The organism is Pandoraea anhela (assembly GCF_902459655.1).
GTDB classification, from domain to species: Bacteria; Pseudomonadota; Gammaproteobacteria; order Burkholderiales; family Burkholderiaceae; genus Pandoraea; species Pandoraea anhela.
Genome location: NZ_CABPSB010000002.1, coordinates 25,633 through 48,211, shown reverse-complemented (window position 1 = coordinate 48,211; position 22,579 = coordinate 25,633). Strand labels below are relative to the sequence as shown.

22 protein-coding genes are annotated in these 22,579 nt (G+C 65.2%); 16 read left to right on the top strand and 6 right to left on the bottom strand.

Going from position 1 to position 22,579, the window contains the following annotated elements:
- Positions 1-49: 49 nt before the first annotated feature.
- Positions 50-1,339 (top strand): patatin-like phospholipase family protein, encoded by a 1,290-nt coding sequence (locus PAN31108_RS03325; RefSeq protein WP_150667481.1) that lies wholly within the window; start codon positions 50-52, stop codon positions 1,337-1,339.
- Positions 1,340-1,567: 228 nt separating this feature from the next.
- Positions 1,568-2,419, top strand: coding sequence for an AraC family transcriptional regulator (locus PAN31108_RS03320; protein WP_150667480.1), 852 nt, complete (start codon positions 1,568-1,570; stop codon positions 2,417-2,419).
- Positions 2,420-2,499: 80 nt separating this feature from the next.
- Here the strand turns inward: PAN31108_RS03320 and PAN31108_RS03315 are convergent, their stop codons facing one another.
- The 3 genes from PAN31108_RS03315 to PAN31108_RS03305 form a co-directional block, all read right to left on the bottom strand.
- Positions 2,500-3,084: a LysE family translocator gene (locus tag PAN31108_RS03315; protein WP_150667479.1), complete on the bottom strand. Its 585-nt coding sequence runs from the start codon at positions 3,082-3,084 to the stop codon at positions 2,500-2,502.
- Positions 3,085-3,452: 368 nt separating this feature from the next.
- Positions 3,453-3,890 carry a nuclear transport factor 2 family protein gene (locus PAN31108_RS03310; RefSeq protein ID WP_174994833.1) on the bottom strand — a complete coding sequence of 146 codons (438 nt, stop codon included), beginning with the start codon at positions 3,888-3,890 and terminating at the stop codon, positions 3,453-3,455.
- Between the two features lie 247 nt (positions 3,891-4,137).
- Positions 4,138-4,752 (bottom strand): chalcone isomerase family protein, encoded by a 615-nt coding sequence (locus tag PAN31108_RS03305; protein WP_150667477.1) that lies wholly within the window; start codon positions 4,750-4,752, stop codon positions 4,138-4,140.
- Between the two features lie 686 nt (positions 4,753-5,438).
- On the opposite strand from PAN31108_RS03305, the gene PAN31108_RS03300 reads away from it, so the two are divergent.
- The 3 genes from PAN31108_RS03300 (at position 5,439) to PAN31108_RS03290 (ending at position 8,234) form a co-directional block, all read left to right on the top strand.
- The gene (locus tag PAN31108_RS03300; RefSeq protein WP_174994861.1) at positions 5,439-6,311 is read left to right on the top strand and encodes a ferritin family protein; all 873 of its coding nucleotides are present in this window, start codon (positions 5,439-5,441) and stop codon (positions 6,309-6,311) included.
- Positions 6,312-6,726: 415 nt separating this feature from the next.
- A complete protein-coding gene (gene rfaE2 / locus PAN31108_RS03295; RefSeq protein ID WP_150667475.1) occupies positions 6,727-7,230 on the top strand; it encodes a D-glycero-beta-D-manno-heptose 1-phosphate adenylyltransferase in 504 nt (167 codons plus the stop codon).
- On the top strand, positions 7,227-8,234 hold the full coding sequence (locus PAN31108_RS03290) for an asparaginase (RefSeq protein ID WP_150667474.1): 1,008 nt from the start codon (positions 7,227-7,229) through the stop codon (positions 8,232-8,234). Before rfaE2 ends, PAN31108_RS03290 begins: the two co-directional genes overlap by 4 nt.
- 239 nt (positions 8,235-8,473) lie before the next feature.
- Here the strand turns inward: PAN31108_RS03290 and PAN31108_RS03285 are convergent, their stop codons facing one another.
- From PAN31108_RS03285 to PAN31108_RS03275, 3 genes are read right to left on the bottom strand one after another with little or no spacing between them, the layout of a single operon-like run.
- Positions 8,474-9,334, bottom strand: a complete 861-nt coding sequence (locus tag PAN31108_RS03285; protein ID WP_174994832.1) for an SPOR domain-containing protein — start codon at positions 9,332-9,334, stop codon at positions 8,474-8,476.
- 1 nt (position 9,335) lies between these two features.
- Entirely contained in the window at positions 9,336-10,529 is a 1,194-nt protein-coding gene (locus tag PAN31108_RS03280; RefSeq protein WP_150667472.1) for a type III pantothenate kinase, read from the bottom strand.
- Positions 10,529-11,539 carry a biotin--[acetyl-CoA-carboxylase] ligase gene (locus PAN31108_RS03275; protein WP_174994831.1) on the bottom strand — a complete coding sequence of 337 codons (1,011 nt, stop codon included), beginning with the start codon at positions 11,537-11,539 and terminating at the stop codon, positions 10,529-10,531. Before PAN31108_RS03275 ends, PAN31108_RS03280 begins: the two co-directional genes overlap by 1 nt.
- Positions 11,540-11,768: 229 nt before the next feature.
- On the opposite strand from PAN31108_RS03275, the gene PAN31108_RS03270 reads away from it, so the two are divergent.
- The 11 genes from PAN31108_RS03270 to PAN31108_RS03220 all read left to right on the top strand — a co-directional run bounded on the left by PAN31108_RS03270 (position 11,769) and on the right by PAN31108_RS03220 (position 22,560).
- Positions 11,769-12,890, top strand: a complete 1,122-nt coding sequence (locus tag PAN31108_RS03270; RefSeq protein ID WP_370819563.1) for an MlaE family ABC transporter permease — start codon at positions 11,769-11,771, stop codon at positions 12,888-12,890.
- Positions 12,890-13,828: an ABC transporter ATP-binding protein gene (locus PAN31108_RS03265; RefSeq protein WP_246183756.1), complete on the top strand. Its 939-nt coding sequence runs from the start codon at positions 12,890-12,892 to the stop codon at positions 13,826-13,828. The genes PAN31108_RS03270 and PAN31108_RS03265 overlap by 1 nt, the downstream gene beginning before the upstream one ends.
- Positions 13,818-14,786 carry an MlaD family protein gene (locus PAN31108_RS03260; protein ID WP_150667470.1) on the top strand — a complete coding sequence of 323 codons (969 nt, stop codon included), beginning with the start codon at positions 13,818-13,820 and terminating at the stop codon, positions 14,784-14,786. Before PAN31108_RS03265 ends, PAN31108_RS03260 begins: the two co-directional genes overlap by 11 nt.
- Positions 14,787-14,818: 32 nt before the next feature.
- The gene (locus PAN31108_RS03255; protein WP_246183755.1) at positions 14,819-15,733 is read left to right on the top strand and encodes an ABC-type transport auxiliary lipoprotein family protein; all 915 of its coding nucleotides are present in this window, start codon (positions 14,819-14,821) and stop codon (positions 15,731-15,733) included.
- A gap of 15 nt (positions 15,734-15,748) precedes the next feature.
- Positions 15,749-16,921 (top strand): VanZ family protein, encoded by a 1,173-nt coding sequence (locus tag PAN31108_RS03250; protein ID WP_150667469.1) that lies wholly within the window; start codon positions 15,749-15,751, stop codon positions 16,919-16,921.
- Between the two features lie 262 nt (positions 16,922-17,183).
- Positions 17,184-18,725: an MFS transporter gene (locus PAN31108_RS03245; protein WP_150667468.1), complete on the top strand. Its 1,542-nt coding sequence runs from the start codon at positions 17,184-17,186 to the stop codon at positions 18,723-18,725.
- A gap of 191 nt (positions 18,726-18,916) precedes the next feature.
- Positions 18,917-19,246, top strand: coding sequence for a (2Fe-2S) ferredoxin domain-containing protein (locus tag PAN31108_RS03240; RefSeq protein ID WP_150667467.1), 330 nt, complete (start codon positions 18,917-18,919; stop codon positions 19,244-19,246).
- A 103-nt stretch (positions 19,247-19,349) separates the two neighbouring features.
- The gene (locus tag PAN31108_RS03235; protein WP_150667466.1) at positions 19,350-19,979 is read left to right on the top strand and encodes an alpha/beta hydrolase; all 630 of its coding nucleotides are present in this window, start codon (positions 19,350-19,352) and stop codon (positions 19,977-19,979) included.
- A gap of 259 nt (positions 19,980-20,238) precedes the next feature.
- The gene (locus PAN31108_RS03230; protein ID WP_150667465.1) at positions 20,239-21,429 is read left to right on the top strand and encodes a D-alanyl-D-alanine carboxypeptidase family protein; all 1,191 of its coding nucleotides are present in this window, start codon (positions 20,239-20,241) and stop codon (positions 21,427-21,429) included.
- A 13-nt stretch (positions 21,430-21,442) separates the two neighbouring features.
- Positions 21,443-22,291, top strand: a complete 849-nt coding sequence (locus PAN31108_RS03225; RefSeq protein WP_150667464.1) for a D-amino acid aminotransferase — start codon at positions 21,443-21,445, stop codon at positions 22,289-22,291.
- Positions 22,288-22,560, top strand: coding sequence for an HP0495 family protein (locus PAN31108_RS03220; RefSeq protein WP_150667463.1), 273 nt, complete (start codon positions 22,288-22,290; stop codon positions 22,558-22,560). Before PAN31108_RS03225 ends, PAN31108_RS03220 begins: the two co-directional genes overlap by 4 nt.
- Positions 22,561-22,579: the final 19 nt, after the last annotated feature.

The following is a 22,579-nucleotide window of genomic DNA, read 5'->3' as shown; positions in this document are numbered from 1 at the left end:
GCTGACGGGGCATCGAGCACAACGAGAACGAAGGCAGGAGGAGGCCCTCATGATCTCAGGCGAACGTACCGGTCTCGTCCTGATGGGCGGTGGCGCACGCGCGGCGTATCAGGTCGGCGTCCTCGCGGCGATTGCGGCGATTCAGCGCGAGGTCCTGCCGTCGCGGCGAGCGATCCCGTTTCCTGTCGTGTGCGGCACCTCTGCCGGGGCGATCAACGCCGCAGCGCTGGCCTCGCACGCAGACGACTTCCAGCACGGCGTGATGAAACTCGATGCCGTCTGGCGTCAGTTTCACGCCGGTCAGGTGTTCCGCGCCGACTCGTTGGGCATGGCCGGCACCGGCGCGCGCTGGCTCGCCGCCATCTCGCTGGGCTGGGCGTTGCGACGCTCGCCTCGCTCGTTGTTCGACTGGTCACCGCTGGCCGACATGCTGCGTCAGGCGATCCGTCTCGACCGGTTGCCGGACGTGTTCGCCTGCGGCGCGCTCGAAGCGTTATCGGTGACGGCGCTGTCGTACTCCTCCGGCAAACACGTCACGTTCTATCAAAGCGCCGAGCCGATTCAGGCATGGAAGCGCTCGTTGCGGCTGGCGCGTGCCGTGCCGCTGACGGTGGAGCACTTGCTGGCGTCGAGCGCGATTCCGTTCCTGTTCCCTGCCATCGAACTCGATCTCGACGGGCAGTCGGAGTATTTCGGCGACGGTTCGATGCGGCAGATCGCGCCGCTAAGCCCGCCGATTCACCTGGGCGCGACGCGCGTGCTGATTATCGGCGCCTCGCACGGACAGTACGGGCTCGACAGCAGCGGCGAGCGCATCGGCGGCTATCCGAGCCTTGCGCAGATCGGCGGTCAGGCGCTCGCGAGCGTGTTCATCGACGGCCTCTCGGCGGACCTGGAGCGCTTGCAGCACATCAACAACGTGTTACGTTACGTCCCCGAGGCGCAACGAGAGTCGAGCGGATGGCGTCCCATCGAGACATTACTGATTTCGCCGAGTCAGCGGCTGGAGCCGATCGCGGCGCGTCACCTCAAGCAGTTGCCGCGTGCGGTGCGCACGATGCTCGGGGCGATCGGCGCCGACGCCGAACGCGGCGCGGCGTTCGCCAGCTACTTGTTGTTCGAGTCGGCCTATACGCAGGAACTCATCGCGCTCGGTGAGGCGGATGCCTACGCGCAGCGCGATGCGATTGCCGCATGGCTCGTCGCCGAAGCGGACGGCACCAGCCCGCTCGACGACGTCGAAGCCGGTGCAGTGGGCGGCGCCGAGCCGCCGGCGAACTCGCCGCTGTCGATCGATCCGGCCGCAGCGGTGGCAGACACCGGAAAACCGGCGGCGTAACGCGCGGCGCCCGTTGCTTGCGGTTCGCGGCTCGCGGCTCGCTGCTCGTCACGGGCTTGTCACCCGCACGGCGCTTGCCGCCCGTCGTGCATCGTCTTATTGTTCGACAGGTTCACCGCGTTCGCTTCGCCGGTCGTGCCGGATTTCCCGCATGTCCCTTTAGTCGCGTTGATCCCGATTGTCCCGGTTATCCCGTTGCCGCCCTTGTTGTCATCGAATCCAGCGCCTATGCCGAAGTTCTCACGCGCCGTTGTCGAATGTCCGTACCCGTCGACGTTCTGGCGCGACCCGTCGCTCCCGTTTCTCGAAGCTCGCGAGGTGCGCGACGGGCGTCGTGTGTGCTACGCGCTGCACAGCCATGAGACCTTCTCCATCGGCGTGGTGACGGGCGGGCGCAGCACTTATCTCAATGGGCGCGCGCGGGAAACCGTGGGGCGCGGCAGCGTGGTCGTCATGAACCCCGACGCGGTGCACGCCTGTAATCCCATCGGCGACGAGGCGTGGGCCTATCGGATGCTGTTCGTCGATACGACGTGGTTGCGGGATTTGCAGCGCGAGCTGGGGTTCGGGCATGGGCAGGATCTGCATCTCTTCGATCCGATGTCATCGACCGATCCGGCACTTTACGGCGGGCTGAACCGGCTTTACGACGTATGCACCGATGCGTCGCACGACGGGCTGGCGCGGGAGAGTGCCGTGCAGCAATACTTCATCGACGTGCACGAGCGTTTGAACCCTGCGCCGAAGCCGATGCGGGACGACCCGCACAAGCTCGGCAAGGCGGCCGACTTCATCCGCGCCCATTGCTGCGAGGCGCTCACGCTCGCGCAGATTTGCGCGGCGGCGGGACTGTCGGCATCGTATCTCACGCGTGCGTTTCGCACGCAGTACGGCCTCACCCCGCACGCGTTTCTCATGAACCAGCGCATCCAGTACGCGAGAGCGCGCTTGCGTCGCGGGCACGCCATCGCGGAGGTGGCGCTCGATGCAGGCTTCGCCGATCAGGCGCATTTCCAGCGAACCTTCAAGCAACTGCTCGCCGCCACGCCCGGGCACTACCGCGAGACGCGCGCGACGTGACTGGTCCGCCAGCGCTTTCGCTGACATGCGCGCGGTCGCCGGCGTGCGGGCATCCGGGCGGTTCGCGCCGTGGGCTTTCGCTACGCCGCCACCAGATACACCGCGCTTGCCGCCAGCAGTGCGGCCATCCCCCGATTAAGATAACGCACGCGTTGCGGGTCCCGCATGCGATGCCGCAACATCGCCCCGGCTGCGGCCCAGCATCCCACCGATAACCAGCAGATCACGAAGTAGATCGCCGCGAACTGCCAGATGCGTGCGGGGTCGCCGCCGGTGTATGCCCCCATGCCGGCCAGCGCCGCGAGCCACGCCTTCGGGTTCAGCCATTGCATCACGGCGCCGTGCGACAGCGTGGGGCCACGTTGCGTGCGCGTGTCGCCGAGGTCGCCGTCATCGACTGCGAGCTTGTATGCCATGTACAGCAGGAACGCCACGCCGAACCACTGGATTGCGTGCATCAGCGCGGGCAGGCGTTGCAACAGTTCGTAGACGCCGAAGCCCACCGCGACGAGCAATGCCACGAATCCGACCGTCGCCCCGGTGACATGGCGCAGACTTGGCAAGAGACCATAGCGTGCGCCGGCGCCGAGTGCGACGACGTTGACGGGGCCGGGGGTGATGGAGGCGGCCAGCGCGAATGCGGCCATCGAATAGAAAAGGGTCATCGGAATCCTCGTGGAGGCACATCCGCAGCGTTGCGGCGAGTGCGAGGCGCCGACTGTAGATCGTTGGGCGTGACGCGTATTGAAGAAAACTGCCCTTGGCGCGCCGGAGTGCGCGGGTGCGTGCGGCGATGGTCGTGTGACGTTGCCTCAAGCGTGCGATCCGATCGCGGCGGCTCCTGATTGCCGGCGGGTGATGGTCCGGAGGGGGAGGCAGAAGGGGAGGCGGAGGGTGAGGCGGAGGGTGAGGCAGCGAGGGCGCCGAATCCGAACGTTGGGGAACGGCTGCCGCGAAAGGGGCCGCACAGAGCGTCGGCTGATTTCCGATTCGCCGGCCACGGCGGCCACGGCGGCCAAGGCGATTCACCCGCTCAGAGAAACAGCCGATGGCGCAGCAAACGTATCAGACGGCCGAGGACGGGAAGTTTCAGATAGAGGTCTTCGGTGGCGTCCCAATAGTCGCGCTGATACGCGACGCGCCCGTCCACCGCGAGTCGCAAATGTGACGCCCCGTGAATGACTTGCTCGTCGTCGAGCCAACGCTTCGTGTGGAAGTGGAGATTCCAGACAAGCAACGCCTGATTGTGCTGCAAGAGTTGCGCTGTTACCTCAACGTGCGGCACCTCCAGGCGGTCGAAGAGGCGAGTGAGGAGTCCTGCGGCCTCGGCGGCGCTGCGGACCTCGTGGAGCGGTGTCTTCACGTAGACGTTGGGCGTGTAGAACTCGCCCAGATTGCCGATGCTCTGACGGGTCAGGGTCTCGAAATAATGCGTGAGGCGCGTGAGCGCAGCCGTGTGGTCGATGTCCATAGGTGCGTCGGTCCGCAGGTCCATTGATCCGGTAGGTTCCGCGTGTGCTGCACGTCCGGCATGTTCAGGGCGTCGCGTCCTTCCCGCCTGCGCCCCGTCAGTCCCATCAGCCTCCTGGATCCGACGGCATGCGGATCCCCGGCGCGCCGCGCGGACGCTGCCGTTCGGCGTCAATGGCGTGCCGTCGTTCTGTCGTGCCACCGCGCCACCGTGCGGGCCGTTCGCCCGGCCGGCGCCGCCAACTCGCTCAACGCGCGTCGCTGATCAGTTCCGCGCGCAGGTCGGGGGCGCTGGTGCGCGGGTCCAACCAGATCGAGAAGAAGGCGCGGCCGAAAGCGTCGCCCGCAATCTGGCCAATGAGCTTGCCGTCCGAGAAGAACCGCGTGCCGTCGCCCGGCCGGAAGACGCCCGTGAGATGCTGCCCCGCCGAGACGTCCGGCAGAATGCGGGCGAGTTCGTCGGCCCAACGCTGCCGTTCGGCGTCCGTGCCCATTTGCAGCTTGCTCATCTCGACCAGACTGCGTTGCACGAGCGTATGCGACTTGAAGCTGCGCGCGTAGCGTACGTCGAGCACGAGCGGCTGCGCGCTCCAGTTCGCGCTCAGGCGCTCGGCAGCGGAGAACAGCGACGCGTCGTAGAGATGGAAACCTAATCGTGAGAACGAGCCTTGACCGACCAGATGGGCGGCCGGAATCTCCTGTGAGGCCAACTGGCCCACGTCGAATGCGTAAGCGCCAGGGGCCGTCGCCACCGCCATCCACAAACAGGCGGTACGCAGCCATGCGGCAAAGTCGGGACGAAAGGTGACGTTTGCGAAAGACGTCGGTCGTGCCCGGTTTGCCCGATGTGCTCGAAGTGCCATGCTCGGCTCCTTATCGGTCAAGGATCCAGTCGAGTCGGTAGGCCCGTTGGCGACGCCCGGCTCGTTCTGCCGTGGCGTCTGCCCGTCATACGTGTTGCGTAATTGCGACTGAGAACTATCCTCAAAGCGGGAAACCCACTGTCGGAAGGAGGCGTCGCAACTGCGGAACGATTGCTTTCAGGGTAGACCATCGGACGCTGCCCGCGCAGGCCCGTGGCACAAGGACATACCCTGACGCACCGCCCTGGGGCGTCCGGCACAAGGCGCATCGGACGACGGATCGGGCGAGCGTTCGGGGCGGTCTGCACGCGTGTGCGGAAAGGCCCGTCGCCCCTTGAGCTTAGGGGGTTTCCGTGACAATTTGACACGCGTCAAAATTACGACGCATTACCGTCACGTGAGTGTCAAACGTCACGGTAATGAAGGGGAATTGTGTTATGATTCAAGAGTTTGCCCATATTTTAGAAGGGTCGCTCTAAGCCATATCGCCAGGATGCGACCAGCTAACAGGCGTGAAATCGCCGTCCCGATGCGACGGCAGGGTTCAAGACGTGGAACCGGACGGCGGGGGCCGACCGCGACACGCTCACCGTTTTGTCTGTCGAAATTCGGCGTAAACTTTCACAATACTATCTTGAGTCCTGGTGTAAGGTCTCGCGACCTTGGGGGTAATTGAAATGACCGAAATGCTGTATCCCGAACTGTACAAGTCGCTGGAGGCAGTGCGTTGGAACATGGAAAGCGATATTCCGTGGGACAAGTTCGACGCGAGCCAACTCACCGACGATCAGGCGCGCACCATCAAGATGAATGCCATCACGGAATGGGCGGCGCTGCCGGCCACCGAGATGTTCTTGCGCGACAATCGTGACGACAGCGATTTTTCCGCGTTCATGAGCGTGTGGTTCTTCGAAGAGCAAAAGCATTCGCTGGTGCTCATGGAGTACCTGCGCCGCTTCCGCCCGGATCTCGTACCGACCGAGGCGGAACTGCACGCCGTGCGCTTCCCGTTCGACCCGGCCCCGCCGCTCGAGACGCTGATGCTGCACTTCTGCGGCGAAATCCGCCTGAACCACTGGTATCGCCGTGCCGCCGAATGGCACACCGAGCCGGTCATCAAGCATATCTACGAAGTCATCTCGCGCGACGAAGCGCGTCATGGCGGCGCTTATCTGCGTTACATGAAGAAGGCGCTCACGAACTTCGGCGACAACGCACGTGCCGCGTTCGCGAAGATCGGCGTGTTGATGGCTGCGGCGCGTCGCACCGAAAAGCCGCTGCACCCGACCAACCTGCACGTGAACAAGGAACTGTTCCCGAACGACACGGTGCAGTCGCGTCTGCCGGAGCCGGAGTGGCTCGAACACTGGCTCGACGAGCAGATCAAGTTCGACGACAGCTGGGAAAAGAAGGTGGTCGAGCGCATTCTGCACAACATGTCGCTGCTGTTCGAGCGCACGTTTGCGACGGCGCAGGATCTGAACCGTTACCGCAAGGAAATCACCGTCCGTCTGGCGGCGGTGGCCGCACCGGCGCCGGCCGTGGCAGCGTCGGCATAAGTCGACATAAGTCGGCTGCTAAAGTTACTTCGGCGACTTCGGCGACTTCGGCGGCAAGGGGTCGGTAACTGTCGGCGAGTCACTCGCGGTATGTACGAGAAAGGGGCTTCGGCCCCTTTTTTGTTGCGCCGAAGTATCGCTCTGCGCGCAACGGGCGGCGCTTGCGCGTGGGGGGCGTTGCAGGTGTCAGGTCGCCCCGGACGCGATGTCGACGCGATGCCGACGAGGTTTCGACCGGGGGGGCGACGAGGGGGCCCATCGACCCATATAGGGTCGTTCTCCGGCGCCTGACCGGTATCGGCCGTTGTCGCTGAATCGGTCCGCTGCGAATGGGTTGCCCGCGTGTCGTGTCGTGGGACAATAGCGGCCATCGGCGCGTCGGCAGCGAATCGCGCACTCACTTCGATCGATCGTCATGTCATCTTCCCAAGTCATTCCTCAGGCCGATTTCGAGGCCAAGATTCTTTCGCGCGAGGCGCTCGCGGCATTGGCGCCCACGCTGCCTCGTCCGCTGGTGTTCACCAACGGCGTGTTCGACATCCTGCATCGCGGCCATGTGACCTATCTTGCCCAGGCGCGCGCGCTGGGGGCATGTCTCGTCGTCGGTGTGAATACCGATGCTTCCGTGCGAACGCTCGGCAAGGGCGACGACCGCCCGATCAACAACGAGAACGACCGTGCGGCGTTGCTCGCAGCGCTGCAAAGCGTCGACTATGTGGTGACGTTCGGCGAATCGACCCCCGAAGCGCTGATTGCCGCGGTGCGTCCGGATATTCTCGTCAAGGGCGGCGACTACGACATGGACAAGCTGCCGGAGTCCGCGTTGGTTCGCGGCTGGGGCGGCAAGGCGCTGGCCATTCCGTTCGAGCATCAGCGCTCGACGACGTCGCTGCTCAAGAAAGTGCGTGCCCAATCATGACGCTCGCTCCGCTCGTTGAAGTCACGCGAGGTGCGAACGGTGTCGATACGGCCGAGTGCGTGCATTACGGTTCGGTCGCCGTCGTCGATGCGCAGGGGCGCTTGCGTTACGCCGCCGGCGACCCCGCGTTCCTGACGTTCTCGCGCTCCACGCTCAAGCCGTTTCAGGCCCTGCCGTTCGTCGAAGGCGACGGCGTCGCCCACTTCGGCCTGACGCAATCGGAACTGGCATTGCTGTGCGCGAGCCATTCGGGGGAATCGTTTCACGTCGACGGCGTGAAAAGCCTGCTGAGCAAGGCCGGGTGTGAGGAACACCATTTGCAATGCGGTTGCCATGTGCCGACGTTCTACTCGGCCACCGGCAAGCGTGCTCCGGCCGATCTGAAACCGACGCCGCTGCATCACAATTGCTCGGGCAAGCATGCGGGCTTCCTCGCCTATTGCGCTCAGCATGGATTGCCGCTCGACACTTATCTCGATCCCGCGCATCCGTTGCAGCAGAAGATTCGTGCACGGGTGGGCACTGTCGTCGGCGTCGATGGCGATGCGTTGCCGCTCGGTATCGACGGTTGCTCCGCCCCGAACTACGCGCTGCCGCTCGACAAGCTGGCCGCCGCCTATGCACGCCTCGCCGCCAGCGACGATGCGGCGCTCTCGACGCTCTTTGCCGCCATGACGCAACAGCCGGAAATGGTCTCGGGCACCGCCCGCAACGATCTGGCGTTCATGCGCATGGCGCCCGGCGACTGGGTGGCGAAGATCGGCGCAGACGGTGTGCAAACCATCGGCATACGTTCCGCCGGACTCGGTATCGCGATCAAGATCGTCGACGGCAACATGCGCGCGCTCTACACGGCGGCGGTGGCGGTCCTCAAGGGGCTTGGCCTCGTGGACACGCCCGAGGAAACGGGCCTCGCGCCGTGGGTGTCGCCCGTCGTGAAAAACGCGCGCGGTACGCGCACGGGCGTCGTGCGACCGGTGGTGGAACTGAAGCACGTCGGCTGAGATATCCCGGCCGGCCGGTGTCGCCCGCTCATGCGCATGGCGGGCGACGAATGCCGACGACTTGTATGGCGATGGATGCCATTGGCCCGCCGCATTTGGCGCATGCCGAGCCGCTTCAAAACTTCGGGCGAACGGGCGTAAGCCGCAAGACCCCGAGACCCCGAGACCCCGAGACCCCGAGAGACCCGCACGCGTCGCGGCATCCTGAACCCTGGTGCCGCCCTACCCCGAATGCCTCCTCAACGACTCGCCGCAGGCGGGCTGCCCGAGGGTGCCGGGCAAGCCTTGAGCAATTGTGCCGACCATTGTTGCGTCACTACGCCACGAACCTGCGTTGCCGCGTTCGCATTGATGCCGGCAATACGATAGACGATGCGGCTCTTTGCATTCGGCCGCTCGCTCAACTGCGGCGTGAGCCCTTTTTTCTGCGCGATCGCCATCAGACGCGTCGCACGATCCTTATCGTTGAACAGTCCGAGCGAGACGACCAGCGCCGGGCCTTCGTCGTTCACGAGGAAGTATTCCGTCACGCCCGCCGAGCGCAATTGCGCCACTTGCTTGTCGGCGGCGGCCTTGTTCGGTACCGGGTCGAGATGCACCCAGTAGCGCTTGTCGACGGCGATGGATTGAATGTCGCCCTGACCGGCCGGCAGGGCCGCGAGCAGCAGGCCGCGTGCCTGCTGGGCGTCGCTGGCGGCGAACGGACCGACATCGAGACAGCTCGATGCCGCGACAGCGGCGGCGGCTTGTGAGGCGGCAGCGTCGCCCGACACGGCGGCCGGGGCCGTGGCGGCAAGGGCCTGACTCGCGGCGGTGGCCGACGACGCTGGCGCCGACGAGGCGGGCGCCTCGCTTTCGGCGTGGCTTCCGCTGGCGCTGTCCGGCGTGTCGGCGGCGCTCGCGGCGGCACTCGCGGGCGTCGGGCGACTGATGTCTGCGCCGGTGAGGCGAATATGCGCAGGGTCGAGTTGTGTGTTGATGCGCGCCGGTTCGCGGCCGGTTTCCGGCAACACGTCGCGCCATTTCAGCCAGCCCAGATGCACAGCGGCCAATGCCGCGTTCGCCGCGAGAAACATGACGAGCAACAACGCACGCAACATCTCAGACTCCCTTTCGCGCATGTCCGGCAGCGCGCGATGCGCCTGCCGGGGTGTCGGTTGCTGCGGTGCCTGCCGCAGGTGTGTCGGGCGTGGTCGCCTCGTTTTCGCGAAGCGCCACTTCATACAAACCGGCGGGCACGAGTTGATCGTGTTCGGTAAAGGGCAACGTCAGCAGGTGCGCCAGCGCGTGACGCGCGCCACCCGAGAGCACACATCGCACCGGTGCGCCGAGCTGCGCTTCCAATTGCGCGTGACTCCGCTCCACGAGACCGGCCTGCGCAGCGGCGCATCCGCGAAGCATCGCTTCAGCGGTGCTGCGCGCGAATGTCTGTCCGCCCGAAGGCAGGGTGGCGTCGAGTGTCGGGAGTTGCGCGGTCCCCTGCGCAAGCGATTGCAGCATCAGCGCCGGTCCCGGTGCGATCAGTCCGCCGAGATAGTCGCCGTTTCCTTGCAGGGCCTCGACGGTCGTGGCCGTTCCCAGCGTGACGATCAGCAGATGTTCGCCGGGCCAGGCCGCGTGCGCGCCGATCAGACTCGCCCAGCGGTCGCTGCCCAGTTGGGTTGGCACACGATAGCCGTTGCGCACGCCTGCGCGCGCTTCGCCCGCACGCAGCACCTTGAGCCAGTCGGCCGACGCCATGCCCCACAGGGTTTGCAACGTCATGCGTACGGCTTGTTCGGCAGCGTCGCCGGCGACGTTGGTCAGCCAGACGCCGGCCGGCTGGGGGCAGATAAACCCGTCGCCCTGTCCGCCCTGACCGCCCTGACCGCCCTGACCGCCCTGGCCGCTATCACCGCCATGACCGAGGGCCAGCGGCGCGGCATTCGGCGCGAGGTGTCTGTCGCGGGCCGCGCCGGCGTCATAGGGGGGCTGCCCATCCCGGGTATCGCCCGCGTCCAGCGCCCACCAGCCTGCACGGATTTGCGTGGCGAGGGTACGCCATTGCGCGTGATCCACCGCGCCGCTGGCGAGAAAGGACGGCGAGGCGGCGCACCAGTGCGCGGGCCTTACCGCAGGCGCCAGCGCCCATTTGATCCGGCTGTTGCCCGCGTCGACCAGCAGCCATGGGGGAGCGACGCTCTCGGCAGCGTTCGTGGCGGTGGTCGCAGCGTTGCCTTTGCCTGCCGATATCGGCGGCGTTGATCGTGGTGACGATGCCGACGCGGTCGGCGAGGTTCGGCGGGATGCGACCATTAGCGGACTCCCTGCGCGCCGGCTGTCCCGCGCGCCGGCGGTGCGTCCAGTAAGCGCACCGACACTTCTCCGCTAGCGACGATGCGTTCGCCTTCGTCGGTCGCGATGCGCAGGCAGCCTTGCGAGTCCACGCCAAGCGCGACCCCGTGCAGCACGTCGCGTCCATGTTCGATCACGCGGATCGACGCGCCGCCATAGGCATGCATCGCCTCCCAGTCTTCGCGAAACGCGCCGAATCGCTGTTCTGCGAAGCGCGCCAGCATGGCGGCAAGCCGCTGTACCAGGGCGATGAGCACGGATGTCATGTCCGGGTCTACGAGAACCGTTTCGAGGGCGGCTGGCGGAGTAGCCGGCACGGCGGGCGCCGCTGATGCCTTCGTGTCGGCCCCCGCAGCCGTGGCGTCGTCGATGCGTGTGGCCACATCGCTTGCATGCCGCAGGTTCACGCCGATCCCGATCACGACGCCGATGCGTCCCGGTCCGGCGGGGACCGTCTCGATCAGAATGCCCGCGAGCTTGCCGCCGCGCAGCAGCACGTCGTTGGGCCATTTGAGACCGAGGGCTTGCGGCGCCGACAACGGCAGGTCGGATAAGCCCTCGACGACAGCGACGCCCGTGGCCAGCGACAGCCCGGCCAATTCTGCCGGACCGCCGGGCATCACGTAGGCCAGCGAGAAGGTGAGGCTGTCGCCCGGCAAGCTCTGCCAAGCCCGGCCGCGCTGACCGCGTCCGGCCGTCTGTTGCAGCGCGGCGCGCACGATGGGCGCACACGCGGCGTCTTCACGAAGGCGGGCGAGAAGGTCGAGATTCGTGGAGCCGGTCGTGTCGACGACATCGATCTGCCAGCCACGGCAGCCGGCGGCCAGACGCGACCGTACGCGATCACCGTCGAGCCGACGTGCAGGCGTGCCCGTCAATGGCGGGACGCCCGCGCCGGCTGGGCGTCCCGACGTATCGGAAGCCGTTGTGGCGAGAGGGTTGTCGGGCGGGAAAGGTGCGGCGTTATTCATGGCTGCTATTGTAGCGGCGAGGTCGATCCTGCGCCGCGCTGTCCCGCGTCTCGCCTTGTATTTCGGCATTATCTGAGCCGTGTGTCGGACAATTCCGGTAGGTTTTCGGTCTGCGCCGGGTTGTAATAGCCGGGTCGCGCCTGTACCGTACAATGACCGCGTTTTGCCATGCGTCTTGTATGGATTCATGCCGGATTCCGGCGGGTTTGTTGTCAGGAGAACCACCGTTTTGAACCTCGATGCCGTGCCCACTCTCGAGCTGACCACCTCGGCGCAAGGCCCTGTGGTCATGCTGCGCGGCCTGTGGACGGCGCTGGCGCTCTCGCAACGCAAGAAGACGCTGCTGGGGCTGGTCCGCGCGCTGCCGCGCGGCGAGCTTGCGTGGGACCTCACCTGCGTAGAGCGGCTCGATCACGTGGGGGCGCAGGCGTTGTGGCGGTACTGGCAACGTCGGTACCCCGAACGCGTCGCGCTCACACCGACCCAGCGGGCGCTGTTCGATCACCTTGCGGAATTCGACCGCACGCGCCAGAGCCCGGTGCCGGCGCGCCGCATCGATCCGATCAGCCGTCTGGGCAACTCGCTGTTTACGCTGGGCGAGCATTTGCGCGACGGCATCACGATGTTCGGTCGCTTTGTCATCGACCTCGGCCGGATCGTGCGCCATCCGTCGCGGGCGCCGTGGCTGGAAATGTCCGCGAACATATACAGCGCCGGCGCCAAAGCGCTCGGCATCACGGCGATGGTGGCGTTCCTGATCGGCATCGTGCTGTCCTATCTGTCCGCCCAGCAGTTGAAGCTATATGGGGCGAGCACGTTCATCGTGAACATTCTCGGGCTTTCCGTGATTCGCGAACTGGGGCCGGTGCTCTCCGCGATTCTCGTGGCCGGACGCTCGGGGTCGGCGATCACTGCGCAACTGGGCGTGATGCGCGTGACCGAAGAGCTCGACGCGATGCGCGTGATGGATATCCCGCACGGGCTGCGGCTCGTGTTGCCGAAGGTCATTGCGCTGGCGATCGCGATGCCGCTGCTCGTCATGTGGACGAACATCGTCGCGTTGCTCGGCGGCGCACTGGCGGCGAAATACGAACTTGGCATCGGCTTGCACTACTTCTTCACGACGCTGCCTAACGCCGTGCGCATCGCGAATCTGTGGATCGGTCTGGGCAAGGGCGTCGTCTTCGGCATGCTGATCGCGCTCGTGGCCTGTCATTTCGGCATGCGCGTCAAACCCAATACGCAGAGTCTCGGCGAAGGCACCACGCAGTCCGTGGTGACATCGATTACGGTCGTGATTCTGGCGGACGCCGTGTTTGCGATTCTGTTCCGCAATGTGGGGATCGGCTGATGAGCGACGCCATTGTGCGGGATGCCTCCAAATCCCTCGGAACGCCGCCTGCGTCTTCGCCCGGAAGCGACTTGCTGTCCGGGGCGCCGGCCGGATGTCCGCCGGTGTCCTCTACGCTGCCGGGCGAGGCGCAACCGGTGATCGAGGTGCGCGACCTCACCAAACGGTACGGTACGCACACCATCCACGAGCATCTGGATCTGACCGTGCGCCAGAGCGAGATCATTGCGCTCGTCGGCGGCTCGGGCTCGGGGAAGACGACACTGATCCGGCAGATCATCGGCCTGGAAGCGCCGACGAGCGGTCATGTCAGCATTTTCGGTCACGACATCACGATGATCGACCGGCGCACCGCGCACTTGCTGCGCCGCCGATCGGGCATGCTGTTCCAGCGCGGCGCGCTGTTCTCCGCGATGACGGTGTTCGACAACATTGCGCAACCGCTGCGCGAATTGCATACGCTGTCCGAGGATTTGATTCGCGATGTCGTGATGTACAAGCTCGAGATGGTCGGATTGTCGGGGCGGATGGCCAATCGCATGCCATCCGAGTTGTCGGGCGGGATGATCAAGCGCGTGGGTATCGCGCGGGCCATTGCGCTGGAACCCGAACTGCTCTTTCTCGACGAGCCGACCGCCGGTCTCGATCCGCAGGCCTCCGACGAATTCGTCGATATGATTCGTGGCCTGCATCGCTCGCTGGGGCTGACCGTGGTGATGGTCACGCACGATCTCGATACGGTGATGATGCTCGCCACGCGCGTTGCCGTGCTGGCCGATCGCAAGGTGCTCGTCAATGCACCGGTCGAAGACGTGGTGTGCGTGGATCACCCGTTTATTCACAGTTTCTTCCTCGGTGAGCGCGGTAGACGCGCGTTGCTGGCTTTGCCTGCGGCACGGCGCGCCAAGATTTCGGAGTTACTCGACGATGGAAAATAAATCGCACGCTTTCATGGCGGGCCTCTTCACGCTGGTGTTGCTCGCGGCGGTCGCCGCGGCGGTGTACTGGTTCAATCGCGATAACCGCGTGCGCGTGCCGTATGACCTGGTGTCCGGCACCAACGTGACCGGTCTCAACCCGGAGTCCGCCGTCAGGTATCGCGGCCTGAGTGTGGGCAAGGTGGAGTCGATCAAGTTCGATCCGCGCAAACCGGGGCAAATCCTCATTCGCATTCTCGTGAACGAAGGCACGCCGATGACCCGATCGACGTTCGCCACGCTGAGCTATCAGGGCGTGACCGGGCTCGCGTTCGTGCAACTCGACGACGATGGACACGACCGGACGTTGTTGCCGTCGTCGCCGACGCAGGTCGCGCAGTTGCGTTTGCGACCGAGCTTCGTCGATGAGCTACAGCGGCGGGGGAACAACCTCGTGCATCAACTCGAAGAGGTGACGTCGTCGGTCAACAAGCTGCTCGCGCCGGAGAATCGTCAGGCCATTCTCGATTCGATCAACAGTGTGAAGGCCGCGGCGCAGAGCGTGAATCGCGTTGCGACACAGCTCGAACCGGTGACGAAGCAGTTGCCCGAGACCGTGCGTGAATTGAACGGCACGCTTTCGGGAGCCAACCGGCTCACGAACCAGTTGACCGACCCGCAAGGGCCGCTCGTGCGCAATCTCGACAGTGTGGGACGTGCGGCGGATCAGGCGGCGTCGAGCCTCGCGGCGTTCCAGGGCACGATGCAGACGTTCGAAGGCTCGCTGCAACAGGAAGCGTTGCCGCGTCTGAACCGGCTCTCCGATGATCTGCGGTTCACGTCGCAGGCCGTGGGGCAGGCGGCAGAGACGATCAACCGCAATCCGCGCGCGCTGCTGTTCGGCACGTCGCCCCCGCCGCCGGGACCGGGTGAGGCCGGATTTGCCTGGCCGAACGGCACACGCGGGGCGGCGCAGTGAGGCGCGATAGCGGCATGCAACGGGAGAGCGAGATGACGGAACCGACCGGACGGGGCGAGGTGATACCAGTGACGCAGATGACAGAGACGGCGAAGGCAATGCGTGGCGCCCGCGACAACAACCGCGGCTTCGCGATGGCCTTGCGCCGCGCGGGACGTTCGGTGGACGGTGCGAGCACCTTGGGCACGCGTCTGGCCGCGACGCTGGGTGTGGCGCTCGGGGCGGCTGCCCTGGTGGCCGGGTGTGCGGCGCCTGCGCCGTCCGGTTCGCTGGCTCGCTTCGATCTCGGACCGCCGGTCATTCCTGCCGCCGCGCTCGCCGCAGCGGACAACGCAAGCGCCCCCAGCGCCCCAAGCGCCCCAGGTGTCATGAAAGGGTCTGCAGCACCGGCATCCGGAGTCGCTGCCGCCGGAGTACCGCACCAGTCGCCGCTCAAGGTCGTGGTCAACGCGCCTAGCTGGCTCGACTCCGACATGATCTATTACCGCCTGCCGGCCAGCGAAGGCGATCAGGCGCGCGTCTATGCGAACAGCCGCTGGCTGGCGTCGCCTGCAAGGTTGTTCGGGGATCGTCTGCGGGCGGCGTTGTCCGTGGACCGGGCGGTGCTCGCGGCGGGCGATCCGGCGGCAGCGCCTGCGCTGCGCGTCGAGATCGAAGAGTTTGCCCAGTACTTCGACAGCACGTCGGCGAGCCATGGCGTGGTGCAGGTGCGCGCGACGTTGTTCGACGGACCGAAGCTGCTCGCGCAGACCACCTTGCGAGCGCAGGCGCCTGCCGCCACGCTCGACGCTGCGGGCGGCGCAAAGGCGCTCGCCGCCGCCAGCGACGCGGTGCAGACCCAACTGATCCAGTGGCTGGCGGGACGCGTGCCGTCACCGTCCGCCACGACTCGCGCACCGGCGCAATCGCGTGCGTTGCCTGCCGCATCGGCGGCATCGGCGCGATAGCAGGTCGTCTCGCCGATGCCCGAGCAGGACATCAAACCCTGGCAACGACGCGCTTCTCCCCTTACGCGTCAGGCATTGCTGTGCCTGATTCTGCTGGTCGCTTATGCCAGTCTCTACCCGTTCGAGTTCCAGCGCGCGGCGGTCGGGCCGTTCGATTATCTGTTCGCGCCGCTCCCGCGTTGGATGACGACGTTCGATGTCGTCACCAATGTACTGGGCTACATACCGCTGGGCATGCTGACCGTACTGGCGCTGCATCCGGCCTGGCGGGGGACACGGGCCGTGCTCGCCGCGTTCGTTCTCGGCACATTGCTGTCGTGCGGGATGGAAGCGTTGCAGACGTACTTGCCCACGCGCGTCGCATCGAATGTCGATCTCGCGACGAATGCGCTCGGCGCGCTCATCGGCGGAGCGATTGCCGTGCCGCTCACCAGTCCGCTGCTCGATCGCGGGTGGCTCCGGCATTTGCGCTTCGCGTGGTTCGAGCGTCATGCGAGCGTGCTGCTGGTATTGCTGGCCCTGTGGCCTTGGGCGCAGGCATATCCGCAGCAATTCCTCTTCGGCGATGGGGATCTCGTGCGTCAGATCTGGCTTTGGCAGGACCCTGACGTCACGGATCTGGTGCTCGACTGGGTGCCGAAACTCGGACAGTTACAGGACTATCTGTCGGATCTCGATGCCGTCGCCAGCCATGCGTTGTGGGAGACGGTCGTGACGGCCAGCGGCACGATTCTGGCCGGCATGCTCGCCACGCTGGCGATGCGTCGATCGGCGCCGCGTGTGCCTTTGCTGTGCGCGATGTTCGTCAGCGCCTTCGCGATCAAGGCGATCGCCTCTGCGTGGCAGTTCTCGCCGGCGCAGGCGTTCGACTGGGTGACGGCCGGGGCGATCTACGGACTGGTCATCGGCGCAATCGTGCTCGTCGTGGCCGGGCGAGGGCCTCGTGCGCTGCGAGGGGCCGTGGCGTTGGCAGCGCTTGTCGTGCTGCTCGTCTTCGTCAATGTCCTGCCCGCGAATCCGTATTACGAGGCAGCGCTCCAGTCATGGCGGCAGGGGCAATATGTCCACTTCAACGTGCTGGCGCGCTGGCTCGCGTGGACGTGGCCGTACGTCGTGCTGATCTATCTGCTCGCGATGTTCGATCCGAGCCATCGCGGCCCCGCGCGCAGCGTGGGCAAGCAGAACTGACCTTCGCGCGATGTTGCGATGTCGGCCGGTCGTGGATGGCGCCCTTATGCGCAGAATTCCCGCTCAGGCCCGTCAGGCATGGATCTTCGGGCGAAATGATCGTCTCATTGTTGCCAATTTGGCAATAGCGTATTGGCCGTCGGCCCATTGGTGAGACGGCGCGCAAATTCTAAACTCTCATGTAAGGCACGCTGATACTTGGTGTGCCGCGACCGCCCGGCATCGACAGGCAGATCCCGGGCGGTTTTCATTGGGAGAAAAGATGAGCACCTGGGGATTGGCGTTTGCGCACAAGACGCGGCAGCGTGTGCTGATGGCCGTGATCGCGGCGGCCACGGGCATCGAAATGCTGGAGAACGGCATGTTCGTGTTCGCGTCGTCGCATATCGCGGGCGGTGTCGGCGCCGCGCCGGAAGAGTACGCGTTCGTCTCCACGCTGTATGCCGTCGCCGGCATTCTCGTCATCCTCAAGCAACGCTGGCTGGCCTCGCGCCTGGGCTATCGCATGTTCCTCGCCGGCGCCCTCACGCTCATGGCGTTCGGTGCATGGCTGTGCGGGATGGCGCATAACCCGACGCAACTCGCTGTGGCGCGTTTCGTGCTCGGGCTGGGCGCCGGCTCGCTGTTCACGGCGAGCCGCATCCTCATCAACCTGTGCTTTGCACCCGAACTGCGGCTGCGTGCGCTGCTTTTCTTCACCTATGGCTTCTTCGGCGCTCAGATATCGGCGCCCTTGCTCGCGAGCTATCTCGTCGATCACTTCCTGTGGTCGTCGGTGTTTTTCACGGTCGTGCCGATCGCGCTGGCGGGGGCGTTGGCGTCCTGGTTGTTCATCCCGGATTTTCGCGAACGGCTGCAAGACGAAGGTGAGTTCGAGATGCGCGGCATCGTGTTTTTCGCCGCCGGTGTGCTGATCGTCGAAGTGATGATGCAGCGCTCGCGTTTCGACTTCTTCTCGAATCCGCTGCATCTGCTAGAACTGTGTCTGGTCGGCGCGGTGTGCGCAATCGGCTACATGTGGCATCAATACTCGCATCACAAGCCGCTGATCGACTTTCGCGTGCTGGTGCGCAATCCCGTGTATGTCCTCGGGCTGGGCGGGTATGCCGTGTACTACTTCTTCTCGTACTCGACGTCGTATCTGTTCCCGATCTACATGCAGCAAGGGTTGCACTGGAGCGTCGAGCACACGGGCTATCTGCAAGCCGTCGCGTCGGTGACGAGTCTGGGGGTCGCCGTGGCGTACACGCTGGCGCGCCCGAAGTTCGTGCAGCTCAAGCCGTTCGTATTGCTCGGGTATCTGTGCCTGCTCGGCTATGCGTTCCTGCTCTCGCAAAGCTATCAGGGCGTGTCGAGCGGGTGGCTGATTTTGCCGATGGTGCTTAGCGGTCTCGGCGGCGTGTTCGCCATGATTCCCATCGCTGAGCTGACATTTCGCGGTATGGACGAGTATGTCTTCCAGCATGGCTATCAGACGAAGAACATTGTGCGTCAGTTGGTGAGTTCGATGTCGGTGTCGGTCATGGCCGTGCTGATGCAGGACCGTCAGGCGGTGTTCATGCATCAACTCACGCCCGCGATGACGCCGCTCAACCCGGCCTACAACGCAGCGGTTTCGCAGGCGCAGCAGGCGTTCTCGGCAAGTGTCGATCCGGTGACGGCGGCACATATGGCGTCGGCGTGGGTGGGCAGCCTCGCCTCGCAGCAGGCGCTGGTGCTCTCGTGTGTCAACGTGTTCTTCGGGTTCGCCTGCCTTGCGGCCTTCTGTGCCGTGTTCATGGCGGTGCAGCGGCGTCTGCGCTGAACTTCCGCGCGTTCCGGAGCTTCACGTTCTCACGTTCGGCGTCCCGGAATCCGTGTTTTGGCATCCGCGTCGCCCGATGCCCTCGCCCGGCCATCGGGCGCGCCCGCAATGGCGGGGCAGGTCGGTTAGAATGGCTCGCAACACGCCCGAAGCCGGGCTTTCGGCTGCCAAATCCCCCATAAAACACCGACATGGCTACCCCGTCGCAGTACTACAAGCATCACGTTTTTTTCTGCCTCAACCAGCGCGAAGCCGGTGCCGAGCGTCCCTCGTGCGCCAACTGCAATGCGCAGTCGATGCAGGAATACGCCAAGAAAAAGGTCAAGGAACTCGGTCTCGCCGGTCCCGGCAAGGTTCGCGTGAACAAGGCCGGATGCCTCGATCGGTGCGAACAGGGGCCGGTCGTCGTGATCTATCCCGAAGGGACCTGGTACACCTATGTCGACGAGACCGACATCGACGAGATCGTCGAGAAGCATCTGGCGCAAGGCGAGATCGTCGAGCGTCTGCTGATCGACTGATCGGGTCGGCGCAACGGTCCCACGATTTTTCGTCGGCCGCGCGTGGCGTCCGGGCGCGATCGCCCGAATCGCATGCTTGCGGCACTTCAGCCTAACATCGCACATGAACGCTCAGACTGAACGCTTCACCATCGACGGCCCGGTCGGCGCCATCGAAATCGCCATCGACCGGCCCGCAGGCGCGCCGCGCGGTATCACGCTCGTCGCACATCCGCATCCGCTGTTCGGTGGCTCGCTCGACAACAAGGTGGCGCAAACGCTCGCACGCGCCTTCGTCCAGCTCGGTTACGCCGTCGTGCGTCCGAATTTCCGTGGCGTGGGCAAGACCGAAGGCGAGCACGACAAGGGCATCGGCGAGCGCGACGACCTGCTCGCCGTCATCGCCTGGATGCGTCGGCAGCCGGGCTGGGAAAGCCTGCCGCTCGCGCTTGCGGGATTTTCGTTCGGCACGTTCGTGCTCTCGCACGTCGCCAAGACACTGGAAGCCGCCGGCACGCCTGCGCAGCGCCTCGTGTTCGTCGGCACCGCCGCGAGCAATTGGGACGTGGCTACGGTGCCGGCCGACACGCTCGTCATCCATGGCGAGCAAGACGAGACGGTGCCGCTGCAATCGGTGCTCGACTGGGCGCGTCCGCAAACCTTGCCCGTCGTAGTCATCCCCGGTGGCGAACACTTTTTCCACGGGTTGTTGCCTCTGCTGAAACAGATCGTGGTTGACGCGTGGCGTCATTGAGACATCCGCCGCGAAATTTGCGTAATTTCGACAGCCAGCGCTCGCTTCGCTGGGGACGTCAAATCGTGACGGGTATAATTCGCGTCTGAACCATGTCGTGCCACGTCGGGTCTATGTTTCCGACGGGCATGGCCCAGGCGCTCCGGCGCCGCCGTCTTCTTCGCCGTGCCGCGCTCGCCAAAGCGTGGGTTGCACGGCGCTCCTTCAAGCGCAGATGCCTCTGAGTTTTCCTTCGCTCACTTCGTTTTTCTCATCGCCAATGAAATTCAACGCTTCGCTGTCCCGTGCCGCCGTCGCCGCGGCGATTGTCGCTTGTGGCTCGCTCGCTACGCTTCCCGCCCGCGCTCAACAGATCCCGCCGCCGCCGATGACGGCCAAGGCATGGACCATCGTCGACGTGACGAGCGGTCAGGTCCTCGCCGCCGGTGATCCGGATGCCCGCGTCGAGCCGGCGTCGCTCACGAAGATCATGACGACGTATCTGGTCTTCGAAGCGCTTCGCGACAAGCGTATTTCGTGGGAGCAGACCGTCATCCCGGGCGAATCGGTCCGTAAGGTGGGTCGCGACGAATCGCGCACGTTCATCGAAGCCGGCAAGCCGGTCTCGGTGCACGATCTCGTGTACGGCATGATCATCCAGTCGGGCAACGACGCCTCCATCGCGCTGGCCGAACTCGTCGGCGGCTCGCAGCCGGGGTTCGTCGAGCTGATGAACCGCGCCGCGCAGCGCATGGGCCTGAAGAACACCCACTACACGAACGTCGACGGTCTGACCGACCCGCAGCACTACACGACCGTGGCCGATATCGCCACGCTGTCGACGCGCATGATTCAGGACTTCCCCGAGTACTACAAGGTCTACTCGGAGAAGAGCTTCACCTACAACAACATCCGTCAGCCGAACCGTAACCGTCTGCTGTATCTCGATCCGACGGTCGACGGCCTGAAGACCGGCCACACGAAGGAGGCCGGCTACTGCCTCGTGTCGACGGCGTCGCGACCGCTGCCGGGCGCGCCCGGCGTGAACCGCCGTGTGCTGTCGGTGGTCGTCGGTGAGCCGTCCGAGCGCGCCCGCGTGCAGGACAGCCTCTCGGCGCTGAACTACGGCTATCAGAACTTCGACACGCTGCGCGTGTACGGCGCGAATCAGGTCGTGGCCACGCCCAAGGTCTGGAAGGGCAAGGACAGCGAGCTGAATATCGGTGTGAAGAAGGACACCTTCATTACCGTGCCGAAGGGCATGGCCGACAAGATCAAGCCGCAGCTTGAACTGCGCGAGCCGCTGATCGCGCCGATCGCCAACGGCGCGCAAGTGGGCACCGTGAAGGTCATGGCCGACGGCAAGCAACTGGCCGAGTTCCCGGTCGTGGCGCTGGGCGACGTGGCGCAGGCCAGCTTCATCGGCCGTGCATGGGACGCCCTGCGTCTGATGTTCGTGAAGAAATCGTAAAGACGTCAGCATCATGAATAACCCCACCGTCTGGCTCAATGGCGAACTGATCCCGCTCGCCGACGCCAAGATTTCGGTCCTCGACCGAGGCTTTCTCTTTGGCGACGGGATTTACGAAGTCGTGCCGGTCTATCGCGGCAAGCCGTTCCGTCTTGCCCGGCATCTCGACCGGCTGGAGCGCAGTCTCGCGGAGATCCGCATCGCGAACCCGTACACGCGAGCCGAATGGGAAGCGCTTTTCGCGCGTCTGTCGGCCACGTGTGCGGCCGATCCGCACAGCGTCTACGTGCAGGTCACGCGCGGGGTCGCGCCGCGTCAGCACACGTTCCCCAAGGACGTGACGCCGACCGTGTTCGGTATCGCCACGCCGCTCGCGTTGCCGAGCCGCGAGAAGGTGGAGCAAGGCGTGGGGGCGGTCACGCATGAAGACCGCCGCTGGCTGAACTGCCACATCAAGTCGACGTCGCTGCTGGGCAATGTGCTGATGGCGCAGTACGCGGCGGATCACGAGGTCCAGGAAACCATCCAGTTCCGCGACGGGCTGCTGACGGAGGCGTCGTCGAGCAACGTGTGGGTCGTCAAACGCGGTGCAATGGCTGCGCCGCAGCGCGATAATCGAATCCTCGAAGGTATCCGTTACGGCGCGCTCGAATCGCTGGCACAGGCGTGCGACATCGCATTCGAGGAGCGAGCCGTCAGCGAAGCGGAAGTGCGCGATGCCGACGAACTGCTCATCACGTCGGCCACGAAGGAAATCCTGGCGGTCGTCACGCTCGACGGCAAGCCGGTGGGCGACGGCAAGCCCGGCCCGGTCTTCCGCGCACTTTACGCCGCTTATCAACGCGCCAAGGAGGCACTATGACGACCGAAGAGAAGAAGAGTCTGATCGAGTTTCCTTGCGACTTCCCGATCAAGGTGATGGGGCACGCGCAAGACGGTTTTGCGCAAGCCATCGTCGAGTTGCTCCGTGAGTTCGACGCGCAGTTCGATGCCGCCAAGGTGGAAATGCGCCCGTCGAGCTCGGGCAAGTATCTCGGCCTGACCGTCACGGTGCGCGCGCACTCGCAGGCGCACCTCGACGATATCTACCGGAAGTTGACCAGCCACCCGATGGTCAAGGTGGTGCTGTAAACGCGGCGAGACGGTGCCT